At 62.3% G+C, this 13,059-nt stretch carries 9 protein-coding genes; 2 read left to right on the top strand and 7 right to left on the bottom strand.

What is annotated here, in order from left to right:
* Window positions 1–40: 40 nt before the first annotated feature.
* The 7 genes from PSH59_RS17780 to puuE form a co-directional block, all read right to left on the bottom strand.
* Window positions 41–826: an outer membrane protein OmpK gene (locus PSH59_RS17780; protein ID WP_305393327.1), complete on the bottom strand. Its 786-nt coding sequence runs from the start codon at window positions 824–826 to the stop codon at window positions 41–43.
* Window positions 827–1,059: 233 nt separating this feature from the next.
* The gene (locus PSH59_RS17775) at window positions 1,060–2,406 is read right to left on the bottom strand and encodes a nucleobase:cation symporter-2 family protein (RefSeq protein ID WP_305393326.1); all 1,347 of its coding nucleotides are present in this window, start codon (window positions 2,404–2,406) and stop codon (window positions 1,060–1,062) included.
* A gap of 109 nt (window positions 2,407–2,515) precedes the next feature.
* Window positions 2,516–3,799, bottom strand: coding sequence for a urate hydroxylase PuuD (locus PSH59_RS17770; protein WP_305393325.1), 1,284 nt, complete (start codon window positions 3,797–3,799; stop codon window positions 2,516–2,518).
* A 51-nt stretch (window positions 3,800–3,850) separates the two neighbouring features.
* The gene (locus PSH59_RS17765) at window positions 3,851–4,354 is read right to left on the bottom strand and encodes an ureidoglycolate lyase (protein WP_248077812.1); all 504 of its coding nucleotides are present in this window, start codon (window positions 4,352–4,354) and stop codon (window positions 3,851–3,853) included.
* Window positions 4,355–4,437: 83 nt separating this feature from the next.
* Complete coding sequence (alc, locus tag PSH59_RS17760; protein ID WP_248077811.1) at window positions 4,438–5,433, bottom strand: allantoicase; 996 nt, start codon at window positions 5,431–5,433, stop codon at window positions 4,438–4,440.
* A gap of 41 nt (window positions 5,434–5,474) precedes the next feature.
* Window positions 5,475–5,990 (bottom strand): 2-oxo-4-hydroxy-4-carboxy-5-ureidoimidazoline decarboxylase, encoded by a 516-nt coding sequence (gene uraD, locus PSH59_RS17755; RefSeq protein WP_248077810.1) that lies wholly within the window; start codon window positions 5,988–5,990, stop codon window positions 5,475–5,477.
* Window positions 5,987–6,913 carry an allantoinase PuuE gene (gene puuE, locus PSH59_RS17750; RefSeq protein WP_248077809.1) on the bottom strand — a complete coding sequence of 309 codons (927 nt, stop codon included), beginning with the start codon at window positions 6,911–6,913 and terminating at the stop codon, window positions 5,987–5,989. The genes uraD and puuE overlap by 4 nt, the downstream gene beginning before the upstream one ends.
* Before the next feature lie 378 nt (window positions 6,914–7,291).
* Between puuE and uraH the strand changes: the two genes are divergently transcribed.
* Both uraH and PSH59_RS17740 read left to right on the top strand, forming a co-directional pair.
* Window positions 7,292–7,645, top strand: coding sequence for a hydroxyisourate hydrolase (gene uraH / locus PSH59_RS17745; protein ID WP_305393324.1), 354 nt, complete (start codon window positions 7,292–7,294; stop codon window positions 7,643–7,645).
* 175 nt (window positions 7,646–7,820) lie between these two features.
* The gene (locus PSH59_RS17740; RefSeq protein ID WP_305393323.1) at window positions 7,821–13,043 is read left to right on the top strand and encodes a dermonecrotic toxin domain-containing protein; all 5,223 of its coding nucleotides are present in this window, start codon (window positions 7,821–7,823) and stop codon (window positions 13,041–13,043) included.
* The last annotated feature ends 16 nt before the right edge of the window (window positions 13,044–13,059 follow it).

Raw genomic sequence — 13,059 nt, 5'->3', positions numbered from 1 at the left:
AAGCTGGCGAGCCAGCTCCCACAGGGGCCGCGTCCCACTTTTAGAAGTGGTATTTGACCAGGAAGCTTGCGGTGTCTTGCGTCGTTTTGAACGCGCCGGAATCTTCGATCCCGTACTTGTTCTTCCAGTAGTCGTATTCAAAGCCGACATACAGTTGTTTGTCGCCCCAACGCAGCGCCTTGCCCAGGTCATATTTGACCTGCGGGTTGAAGTGCAGGTTGGCGTGGTAAGTGCCGCGGGCGTTCTTGTCGTTGTCCACCACCCAATCCATAAAGCCGTCGATCACGATGTCGGAATTGCCCACCGGCAGGGTGTACGACCACACCGGAGTGATCTGCCACACACCGTCGCCGGCGCGATTGCCTTCGGTCTGGCGCTGGTAGAAGTTGAGCTGGAAGTAGTCGAAACCGGGGATGTTCAAATCAAAGCCGGGACCGACCAGGTACGACTCGTTATCGCCTTCGCCGAACTCGTAAGTGAGGGCCAGCAATACATCCTTGATCGGGCCGAAAGACAGGTCCTTGTCGAGCATCTTGCCGAATGACAACCGTGGGCTGATCTCGCCGTAATAGGTGCTCGGGCCGACGTTGCCGTCTTCCTTGCCGTTGTAAAAGATGCGGTCGACGAACACAAAGTTGTCGCCGTACTTCCACGCGTCGGCGTGTTCGAAGGTGACGGTTTGCTGGATCTGCGGGTTGACGGTAAAGCTCTTGCCCCACAGGTAGGTCAGGCTGTTGTTCTGCCACTGCAATAAGTCACCGGCCACGGCCTGGCCGCCGGCCAGCAGGGATCCTGCCAACATCAGGCCTTTGAACATAGGTTTCATTCGGTTGCTCCCGAGTTAAAGTTTTATGGTTTTTCTTTTACGCAGGCGCTCTGGTGTGGCGCCTTTGGGTTCGCTTAAAAACTCGTCTGATTGGTCAGCTTTATGGCTACAGCAAAAGCCGCGCCAAGGCGGTAAAACCACCGTCGATTCAAGCGGGCGCGGAGAATACTGGCTCCCAGGTTTGGGCTCAAGTGCGCCGTTACAGCGCGCACGCGGCGACAATGGGGCATGCTTTAGCTGTGGGCGTGCCCAACGGCAACGCGCTCAGCGCCGCCGAGGATGTTGAACAGGATGTTCAGCGACAAGGCGCTGAGGGTGGCCATGGCGATGCCGCTGTGGGTGATCGGGCTCATCCACAACGGCAACTGCGCGAAGAACTCCGGGCGCACCACGGGAATCAGGCCCATGCCGATGCTCACCGCCACCAGCAACTGGTTGCGGCGGTCGGCGATGTCGGCTTCCTGGAGGATCTTGATCCCCGTGGCCGCGACCATGCCGAACATGGCAATCGCCGCGCCGCCAAGTACCGCCGGCGGGATCGACGCCACCAGGTACGCGGCCTTGGGCAGCAGGCTGAGCACAATCAGGAAGGCGCCGGCCATGATCGTCACCGAGCGGCAACGCACGCCGGTCATCTGCACCAGGCCGATGTTCTGGGCGAATGAGGAGTGGGTAAAGGTGTTGAAAAAACCGGCGAAGAACGACGCGCCGGCATCGCACAGCAAGCCACGGCGCAGCATCCTGGGCGTGACCTCCTGATCGGTGATTTTGCCCAGGGCGAGGAACATGCCGGTGGACTCGACAAAAATGATCACCACCACCAGGCACATCGACAGGATGGGGGCCAGCTCGAATGTGGGCATGCCGAAATGCAGCGGCGTCACCACCTGCATCCACGGCGCCTGGGCCAGGCCACTGAGGTCGACCATGCCGATGGCCCCGCACAAGGCGTAGCCCAGGCCCATGCCGATCAGCACCGAAATATTCACCCAGAAGCCGCGCATAAAGCGGTTGATCAACAGGATGGTGGCCAGTACCAGAGCGGCGATCGCCAGGTAAATCGGCGACCCGAAGGTGGCTGCCGCGCTGCCGCCCCCGGCCCAGTTCACGGCCACGGGAAACAGCGACAGGCCGATGGCGGTGATCACGGTGCCGGTCACCAGCGGCGGGAAAAAACGTACCACCTTGGACATGAACGGCGCGATCAGCATGCCGAAGAACCCGGCGGCGATGGTCGCGCCGAAGATGCCCTGCAGGCCGATACCGGGCATGCCGGCCATGGCGACCATGCTGCCGACGGCGGCGAAACTGGCGCCCATCATCACCGGCATGCGAATGCCCACCGGGCCGATGCCGAACGATTGCACCACGGTGGCGATGCCGGCGACCAGCAGGTCGGCGTTGATCAGGAAGGCGATTTCTTCACGGCTCAGGCCCGCAGCCTGGCCGATGATCAGGGGGACGGCGACGGCGCCGCCGTACATCAGCAAGACGTGTTGCAGGCCTACCAGGATCAGTTGCAAGAGAGGCAGCCGCACCATGGCGGGCACGGCAGAAGTCTGCGGTTCTAACTGGGACATGCAACACCTCGAATCTTTTTATTGTTGTGTTGGTTGGAGCGCGTTTTCTATGGCAACGCAAACCCTGTGGGTGCGGGCAAACCCGCACCACCGGATTTGCATCAGGCTGTCAGTTGGTACGTGCCCCTTGATTGATCCAGGTGCCGATCAAGTCCCGCTCCTGCTGGGTCATCTGCGTGATGTTGCCCAGCGGCATGATCTGGCTCGCCACGGCCTGTGCTTGAATGCGCGCCGCTTGCTGCTGGATCTGCGCCGGCGTATCGAAAATCACGCCGGCCGGGGCGGTGCTGAACAGCGGGCTGGTCGGCTTGGCCGAGTGGCACACGGTGCAGCGTTGTTCGATCACGCTGTGGACCTGGGCGAAATCCGTGGTGGCCTGCGCGGGTGCGGGTTCCACGGCGGGTGCGGCAGGTGCGGCGGGTTTCACGCCACCGCCCAATGCCGTTTCCGGCAGTGGCTGGTACTCGATGGCTGCCGGTGCCTTGGCAATCGGCTCGGCCGGCTTGGGCCCGGTGACGTACGCCAGGCTGATCATCGCCAGGGCGCCAACCGGCAAGGTCCACGCATATTTCTGGCTGTTGTGCCGGGTGTTGAAGTAGTGGCGCACCAACACCGCCGCCACCGCGATCCCGGCCAGGATCAGCCAGTTGTATTGGCTGCCGTAGGTGCTCGGGAAGTGGTTGCTGATCATGATGAACAGCACCGGCAAGGTGAAATAGTTGTTGTGGCGTGAGCGCAGCAGGCCCTTGGCCGGCAGGGCCGGATCCGGGGTGCGGTTCTCGGCGATGGCCGCCACCAGCGCGCGTTGCGCCGGCATGATGATGCGGAACACGTTACCCACCATGATGGTGCCGATCACCGCACCCACGTGCAGGTAGGCGCCACGGCCACTGAACACTTTGCTGAAGCCGTAGGCCGCCGCAATCAACAGCACGAACAGGATGAAACCAAGCAGGGCAGGGCGTTTGCCCAGGGCCGAGTCGCAGAGAAAGGAGTAGATGAACCAACCGGCGAACAGTGAGCCGATGCCCAGCAGGACACCTTCGGTGCCGCTCAGGCTGCTGCCGGGGGCGAGCAGGTACAGCGTCGGGTTGAGGTAGAACACCACGCACAGCAGCGCAACGCCTGACATCCAGGTGAAGTAGGCTTCCCATTTGAACCAGTGCAGGTTGTCCGGCATGGTCGGCGGGGCCAGTTTGTATTTTTCCAGGTGGTAGATGCCGCCACCGTGGATCGCCCACAAGTCACCGGCCAGGCCGCTCTTGGGGTTGACGCGATTAAGGTTGTTTTCCAGCCAGACAAAGTAGAAAGAAGCGCCGATCCAGGCGACGCCAGTGATCATGTGAACCCAGCGCACGCTAAGGTTCAGCCATTCCAACAGATGTGCTTCCACAGTCTTTACCTCTCGCCTGTCACCCTTGTTGTCGGGTGATCCGGCCTTCTCTTATTGGTGGGGGGCGAGGATCAACCGCTCATCCTCTTTGAAAAAATGCTCATCGCAGTTATTGCCTGTGCCACTGCGATCAACCACCAGGAAGTCATCCCGCTTTTCGATCGTCAGCACCGGGTGGTGCCAGACGCCGCGATGGTAATTAATGCCCTGCCTGCCGTTGGTAACGAAGGCGCGGACCAAGCCTGATACAGGTGCATCGCCAAGTGGCGCGACCACGATCAGAAAGGGGTTGCCGAGCAGCGGAATGAAGGCCTGGCTGCCCAGCGGGTGTCTCTCCAGCATGCACACGGTCAGCGGCATCTCCAGCGCATCGGCGCGGAAGATGCTGATGATTGCGTTGTCCTCAGGCTGTGCGGTTTCTACCGTTGCCAGCTTGTGAAAGCGCATGGTCGAGCCGTTGTTGATCATGAAGTGATCGCTGCCGTCGGTTTCGATAACGTCTCCGAAAGGGGCGAAGGCTTCTTTGGTCAGCGGTTCGATCATCAATGTGCGCATGGCTGTCTTCTTATCTTGTCTATAGATCGTTCCCACGCTCTGCGTGGGAACGCTGCCCTGGACGCTCTGCGTCCGATCGGGTGTTATTTGGAGACCTTGCCCAAAACCCGCAGGCGGCTCACACCGCCATCCGGGAACACGTTCAGGCGGATATGGGTGATCGGGCCCAGTGCCTTGATCTGCTCGGCGAAGGTGTGTTCGGCGTGCATTTCCAGTTTCTGTGCCGGCAGCAGTTCGCGCCAGAACAGCGATTGGGTTTCGATCTGGCTGTCGGTGCCGCCCTTGACGAAGGCGCCCTGGATCGAGCAGGTGTCCGGGTAATTGCCTTTGAAGTGCAGGGTGTCGACGATGATTTTTTCCACCTCGCCTGGGTGGCCCAATGCGACGATCACCCAGTCATTGCCCGGGGTACGACGACGCGCGGTTTCCCAGCCATCGCCCATGTTGACGCCACGGCCTGGGTTGAGGATGTTGCTCATGCGCCCAAAGTGCTCGTCGGAGCAGGCCAGCGCGCGGCCACCATTGAGTGCGGCTGCCAAGTCAACTTGTTCGTTGTCACCCACCGAAGACCAGTCGCGGTACGGCACGCCGTACACACGCAGACGGGCCACGCCGCCATCCGGGTAGATGTTGAAGCGCAGGTGGCTGAAGGCCTGGTCGTTGTTGATTTCGTGGTAGTGGTGGCTGTTGCCTTGCAGCTCGACGGCCGACAGCACTTCGGTCCACTGAGTGTTTTCGTCCGGCTCGCCCGAGGTCAGGAAACAGGCTTCCAGGGAGGCCGACGGCGGGAAGTTGCCGGTGAAGAATGAAGTGTCGATGTCCACGCCCTTGATCGAACCCGGTACGCCGAGTTGAATCACCGCGCTGTCGTAGCCTTCGAAGCGCTTGCGGCGAGACTCCCAGCCGTCCATCCACTTGCCGTTGTCATCGAAAACGCCCTCCTTCCACACGGCCGGGGTCGGCTGGAACAGACGGTTGGCGTCAGCAAACCAGTCGTCGGTCACCGAGAGAATCTTGGTGCCCAGACGGGCATCGGCCAGGTTGACGAATTTTTCGAAAGGTAACGGTTGCGCTTTCATTCTTCTTGTCTGCCTTAGATAGAGTGGCTGGGGATGGTCGTTTAGAGGGTCAGTAAACGGAACAACGCGATCTTGTTGATCTCGTCCAGCGCGCACTTGAACTCGGTGTCTACCGAGTGGTGAATGCGCGTTTCGAACGCGGCCAGGATTTGATGCCGGTTGCTGCCTTTTACCGCCATGATGAAGGGAAACTTGAACTTGGCCTTGTAGGCCTCGTTCAGCTCGGTGAAGCGTGAGAACTCTTCGGCCGTGCAGTGGTGAATCCCCGCGCCAGCTTGCTCATCGGTACTGGCTTGGGTGAGTTGGCCCTGGACGGCGGCTTTGCCGGCCAGGTCCGGGTGAGCGTTGATCAAGGCCAGCTGGCGGGCATGATCGGCACTCAACAGGATGTCGCTCATGCGCTGGTGCAGGGTTTCGATCTGGTCGATCGACGCATCCTGGCCCAGGTCGAAGGCCTTTTCGGCCACCCATGGCGAATGTTCGTAGGTATCGGCGAAGGCGGCGACGAAGGCATCGCGGCTCAGGGTCGATGGCTTGAGGGTCTTGAACGCCGTCATTTCGCCGCTCCCGTGTACGGGTGGGTGTCGTGCCAGTGACGGGCGATGTCCACACGGCGGGTGAACCACACCTGCTCATGACTTTTGGCGTATTCGATAAAGCGCTTCAATGCGGCCAGGCGCGCCGGGCGGCCGATCAGGCGGCAATGCAGGCCGATGGAGAGCATCTTCGGCGCCTCGGCCCCTTCGGCGTAAAGCACGTCGAAGGCATCCTTTAGGTACTCGAAAAAGTCATCACCCTTGTTGAAACCCTGCACCTGGGTGAAGCGCATGTCGTTGGTGTCCAGGGTGTAGGGGATCACCAGGTGCGGCTTGCCGGTGGGGGTGTCAGGTTCCCAGTAGGGCAGGTCGTCGTCGTAGGTGTCGCAGTCATACAGGAAACCACCTTCTTCCATCACCAAACGACGGGTGTTGGGGCCGGTGCGTCCGGTGTACCAGCCCAGGGGGCGTTCGCCGGTCAGCTCGGTGAGGATACGGATGGCTTCGAGCATATGCTCGCGCTCCTGGGCCTCGTCCATGTACTGATAGTCGATCCAGCGGTAGCCGTGACTGCAGATCTCGTGGCCGGCCTCGACCATGGCACGGATCACATCCGGGTGGCGCTGGGCAGCCATGGCCACGGCGAAGATGGTCAGCGGGATATCGAATGCTTTGAACAGCTTTAAGATGCGCCACACGCCGGCACGGCTGCCGTATTCGTACAGCGACTCCATGCTCATGTTGCGCTCACCCTGCAACGGCTGGGCCGAGACCATTTCCGAGAGGAACGCTTCGGATTCTTTGTCGCCATGCAAAATATTGCGCTCGCCACCTTCTTCGTAGTTGAGTACGAAAGACAACGCGATGCGTGCCTTGCCCGGCCAGTGGGGGTGAGGAGGGTTACTGCCGTAACCGATCAGGTCGCGTGGGTAGTCAGCGCTCACTGCAGTCTTCCTTCTTGTTCGTGGTAGCAAGTGCGTGGCAGCCAGCGGAAAGACCTGGTGGCGTCACAGCGATGGGCTGATTGTATACAACTTGATGCGTACTTTGTAAGCCTGTATTTCTGCATTTTTTCCAGGCGCTTGTCACGGTATGCACCTGCAAGAAACTTGCCCATCTGGTCAGTAAATGGATGAAAGGTTGTTTAAAAGCAATGCTTAGTGGTCATTTATCGTTAAGACGGCGCGCCAAACCTCTGCGAAAAACTTTGTGGTTTTTATTGTGTACAATTTTTATGAAAAATGTCTTAATCAGCCCGTCGCCGATTTTTTGTGCCCTGTAAAGGGGCGGCCTTTTCACTCGACTTAACGGAGCCCCGTGCCATGGGACGACTGACCACACACGTACTGGATGCTGCCCACGGCTGCCCCGGCAGTGCCATCCAGGTAGAACTGTACCGCGTCGATGGCGCTCAGCTCGAACTGGTCGCCAGCGCCGTGACCAACAGTGACGGCCGTTGCGATGCGCCGTTGCTGCAAGGTGATGACTACCGTAGCGGCGTTTACCAGTTGCAGTTCAGTGCAGGCGAGTACTACCGCGCCCGTGGCGTGCAATTGCCGCAGCCGGCCTTCCTGGATGTGGTGGTGCTGCGTTTCGGTATCAGTGCCGAACAGGATCACTACCACGTCCCTCTGCTGATTTCGCCTTACAGCTACTCCACTTATCGCGGTAGCTGAGCGTCACCTCGCTTCACACCCCCAAAGCTCTTCGTTGGTTTCGCCCGCGCACACTGCGGGCTTTTTTTCGTCGGCCGCCAGCCTCCGCAGCACCTGCCTGACGCCATCTATGTAACGCCAGCCGTGCGCGTCGGCCGCGTAACCTGCGCTTTTCAAGCGAAGAGCGAATGCAGGCATGGAACCCGAACAGTTGCTGTCTACGGAAAACGACCCAGGGGCACAGGCCCACCCACCCGGTGGCCGGGCCTGGTGGGAGCGGGTATTGAGCGAGCGCCTGCAGACCAGTGCGCACCCCAGTCACCTGCTCAACCGGTTGTATGACGCTCAGAGGCGCTGCGCCGCGCATGCCCACGTCCTGCAACAGGCGCTGGTGCGTTCGCCGCGCATCAGTCGACTGATCCGACAGGCTCTGCGCGAAACCTTCCAGACCGATCCTGACGCGTTGCGGCTCAATGTGCCATTGACCCGCCGCGACCCGCCCTGGCGTCCCAGCTTGACCGACACGGTGATGCGTCTGCTCGCCGAGCGCAGCTGTGCCAGGGCCGAGCAACTGAGTGAACAGGCGTGCCGGGTCGGGGCGCTGGCCGACAAGGTGTTGGATGAGGTGCTGGATGAGGACCTGCTGACGCGGATCGAAGCCGCAGCGCCGGCGTACTGGCAGGTATTGGCCGAAGGCGACATGTGTTCACGCCGTCAGCGCTGGTGCGCGTTATATAAAACCTACGTGGCAGACCATGCGCTGTTGGCCCACGCGTTGAATCAACTTTCCGACACGGGCCTGGCCATGCTGATGACCCTGGTTGAGGCGCCCACGGCCCAAGCGCGCACGCGGGCCGGCGGCGCGCGCGCCGGGTTGCAGGTGGCCGACGTGGTCTGCCCGGGGCAGGTCAACAGCCTGACTGTGTTCAGCGGTGCGCTGCATCTGTTCTATGCCGGCGACACTGCCGATACGCGCCAGGTGCTGTTCCTGCCGGGCTTGGACCCGCTGTTCTATGAGTTCAGCACGTACGCGCACTGGCAACGCGATTTTCCGGCGCTGGCCCAGGCCCATTGGGGACGGTTGTGGGGCGTGCTGCCCCTGCGTGATCGCCACCGGTTGCCCGATTGGAACATCAACGGGCGCGCGCCGATGAGCGCAGGCCACCGGGGCACGCTGATCACAGACGATGCCCTGGCCCACAGCGCCGAGGCGTTGTTGCAGGTGCAATGGGACAACGAACTGGCCACATTGCTTGAGGTGAACATCGCCTACCTGTTTCCCGACAATGCCATCAAGGGGACCGCCATGAGCCCTGCCGAGCGCTTGTTGCATGTCGAGCAAGGGCGCAGCGCCGCCTGTGTGCAGCCCGGCTTGAAAGCCGTGCTGGCGCAGTTGCTGGAACGTGACAGGCAGCGCCGGCGCCTGGAAATCAGTTTCGCCAGCCTTTCGACACGCCTGCCGTTGCGCACCTGCGAAGCCAAGGTGCGTCGCCACGAGCAGGCCTTGCAAAGCCTGCTTGATCCGCTGGATCCCGGCCGGGAAAGCCAGGACTTCGGCACCGTCGTCGCGCTGCACCAACAGTGGCAACAGGCACGTGCGCGCTGCGCCGCGTTGCTTGATGGGCATGAAGAGCGTCTGGATGACCCGGCGTTCTGGCGCGCCAAGGGCGGCGGCGGTGACAGCGTGGAGCAAAGCCTGCTGGCCGCCCGTGGCTCGGCGCTGGTGGCCGAAGCCCAGCTGCAGCATCGTTTGAAGCGCATCGATGGTCTTTTGCTGGCGCGGATCAGCGCCGTGGTGGATCCGCCGGCGCGCGCGCGTGAGGCTGACCGCAGCCAGGTACTGGCGCTCAGCATCGGCGGCCAAACCCAGCCCAGGTACTCGCTGGTGGGGGCGTTTGTGGTGGCGGGAGGCACTGAGCCCGGCGATGTTTCCGCCAGCCAGGCGGTGTTGTTGTACGTGCCGGGCAGCGAGGGTGGCCTGCAACGGTTCAGGTCCCTGGCGGTGCTGTCCCAGCGCGTGCAGGTCAGTTTCACCGCGGGCGAACCGGGCGCGCTCTGGCATTGCATCGCGCGTGGCCAGCGCACTGCCGCGCGCGCCTGGGTCCAGGGCCTGGCTGCACAGAGTGTGCCGGTGGTGTCGTTCGAAACGATCGACGGTGATGCCATGAAGGCCGGGCTGCAGGCACAGCTCGCCGCCTTCGCCGAGGCGCGCGAACGCCTGCAACGCAATGAGCGGTTGTTCAGCGAGGTGAGCGACACGGCGCTGGCGATGCGCCTGTTAGCGATGGAAACCTCCCGGAACCTGCAGGTGCCGTCAAACGACGCCCGCGAGCGCGCGCTCAGCAACATCGAACTGGTGATTGCCGCTGCGCGGCTCAGCGCGGCGCTGCCGGTCGGCACGGTGGATGCGCCGGCGTCGGTGCGCAAGCAGCGCAGACGACTGTTCGTGCGGCAACAACACAGCGCGCTCAACCTGCAACGCTGGCTGGTCAGGCACCTGGGGGACGTTGAGCATTTCGGCCGTCAACGCTTGATCCGGCAACTGACGCAGGACGGGGTGTACCCGCAGGTGAATATCGACACCCCGCTGTTCGATGTACCCGACGATGTGAGCATGGTCTGGGCGGGCCATCCCGAGCGCCTGCCCGGTGAGGCCGGACCGAAAACCGTGGTCAGTCCCCAGCGCACCACCTTCAGCTTTGTGCAACTGGCGCTGCATAACCTGGACCCCGAAGCACCGTGGACCCGCTGGCGCCTGAACCACATGAAATGCCTGGACCCGGCCTGGCGGGCGCGCTTGAACGTGGACTACCTGATCAGGACCATCGCCGCCCTGGATATCGGCGGCCACTACGAGCGCAAGATTTTCCAGGTGTGTTATGGCGAGGACGGCATGGCAGCGACGGCCCAGGCCGCGCCGCTGTTGCATGAGTTGTTGCGCAGGCCGGTTCGGCGCGAGGCGAAACTGCAGTTGATCGATGCCCGGCAGCGCGCGCTGAGCGACAAAGGTGTGCGTTTGTTCGAGCAGGCATTGAAGGCGGCGTCTGGGCCGGGACGGGCTGCTTCGTCGTTGTCCGTGGTCCGGCTGGAGGCGCTGACCTTACCGTGGGCGCGACACATCGCCGGGATGGTGGTCATCCAAGACCGCCACAGCCCTCATTGCCTGCTGTATTGGCCGCAGGCCAACGGCTTACCGACGCTGACCGAATACCCCGACCTCAATGCCTTGCGTCAGGCCTTGGTGGCGCAAGGGCAGACGAAGGAGGCCCTCGCCGCGCTGGCCAGCAGTGTCGCCGCCGGCTCCGAAACCGAAGCACTGGCCAGCTACCCCGGCGAGCTCAGGGCACAAGTGGAACCAGCCTCGCGTTGGCGCTGCATGCTGGAGCGCTCCAGACTATTCACGCTTTCGTCGCTGCTCGGCCCGGCCGTGGCGGTGGGCAGATGCCTGTATCAATGGTTCCAGACCAAGCGCGTATTTCCGGCGACGACCCTGAGCGAGATAGAAACCGAACTGCACGAGCAGCGCGACGCTGATCCGCAACAATGGCTGGGGATCAGCGCCACGAACGCCGAGGACATGCTCGGGCTGCTGGCCCACGCGCACGTGCTGCAGGTGCAGCGTCAGGCGCGCGCCGAATCCAATTCCAGGCACAGCCTGCAAGCCTATCGCGCCTGGCGCCAGGATGAAGCCACCGCGCGGGTGACCCGTGGGCTGCTGGCGCTGATACCGCTGGTGGGGCTGGGGGTGTTGGCTTATGAGGCGCTGGTGGCTGCGCGCCGGTTTTATCACAGTGGCAGTGCCGACGATGCTGTCGAGTTGGCCATCACCCTGCATCAAGTGCTGATCGAGGTGGCACTGACGTTTGTGCCGGTCAAAGGGGCAGGCGCGGTGGCCAAGCCGCTGACGGGCGCGTCTGGACGCTTGATGGGCTCGGCGTTAAGGCACTTGCGTCGCGGTTATCGCAGGCTGGGCACCCTGGCTGTGGGGCCGCCGCCGTCGCCCATCCGGCTCAAGGGCCTGGACCTCTATAAGCTGCCCGGCGCCGCCAGCGAGGCCATCGAACTGAAGGCGCCGCTGGACAAGGGCACATTCATACGCAACGGCGAACACTATGTGCCCGACGCCAACGGCCAGCGTTTTGGCGTCTACCAGCGTGAAGGCGAGCAGCGGTTGCGTTTCAGAAACCGGCAGACACCGGGAGAAAACGAGCTGTTCGTGTACGTCGAGGAACCACGGGATTGGTTGCTGGGCGCGGACCGGTTGGAGCCACAGCCGGGGACCAGTGCCGGCGCGGGGCCTTTCTGGCAGCCCACCCCGTCGTCCACCCCGGTCAGTTGGGCCCCGCCCTCGCAGTATCTGGCCGGAGACCTGACAAAACGCGCCCACAACCTCACCAGTTACTGGCGCGAATGGGGGCAGGCGCTGGACGCCGCCCAGGTCAGGGAGTTGGTGCCGGACAAACGGTTGTACATCGCCGATGGGCGACGAGGGGCGCTGCTGAAAATAGGCGAGCACTATTACGACACGCTCCCGGCCGGCGCCCAGTCCCAATCCGATGTGGTTTTCCTCAAGCCCAGGGGCGAGCTCATGCAGAGCATCGATCAGTTGACCCGCTGCCTGAGTGAGAACCTTCCCCAGCAACCTGCGCCTTTCACCTTTGGCGAAGACCTGCGCTGGACGGCGCGCGAACCGCTGTTCAGTCAGCCGCTGCCTGCTTCAATGGGCGCGCGCTTCCCGGACCTGACCCCCTCAAGCGTTCAGCAGGTCACGCGCCGTTTGGTGGAGCTGGCCGATGCGGGTACCGCTGTGACCGGTACCCGCCTGTTGAACATCCGCGCGGCGCTGAATAAATGGACGCCTCGCAGCATAGGCGCAATGGTTGAAACCGATGATTTGCTGACCATGCTGCGGCCGCTGAGCCCACGCAAGAAAGGCACGCTTTATGTCGGCGCGGACACTGAAGTGGGAGGCTTCGAACGGGTGGACTTCTACCTGCCTGCTGCCCTGGACGTAAAGTTATTCAGCAGGCGCACTGGTGACAGGGCGACCACACACGCTCGGGTAACCGCCAGCGCCGATGCGGTCAGCGATGTTCTCAGGCGCCAGGGGTTTGTGGTCAAGCGAGTGCCCGTTCCACACCATCCTCAATACCTTCACTTGGACTGCACGCACCCGGCATCTGGTAACCGGTATTTCGTGTTGATCAAATGGTTGGACGGTCGAAGCCTTTCCATGAAGCTCGGCAGAGAACGCGCGATGTCGCATGCCTGGCTTATGGATAAGAGCAGATTGCACCCGGACATCTACAAGCCATTCCAGGCGGCCCAGGAGCAGGGGCGGCTGGTCAAACTGTTCGCGGGGATCCAGAACGTCAACCCGCCCACCGTGTACTTCATCAGGCCGGCCGACCTGCCATAGGTTCGACCGGCTTGAG

This window comes from Pseudomonas sp. FP2309, from assembly GCF_030687575.1.
Lineage (GTDB): Bacteria > Pseudomonadota > Gammaproteobacteria > Pseudomonadales > Pseudomonadaceae > Aquipseudomonas.
The sequence above is the reverse complement of the archived record's forward strand: the minus strand, read 5'-3'. Positions and strand labels throughout refer to the sequence as shown.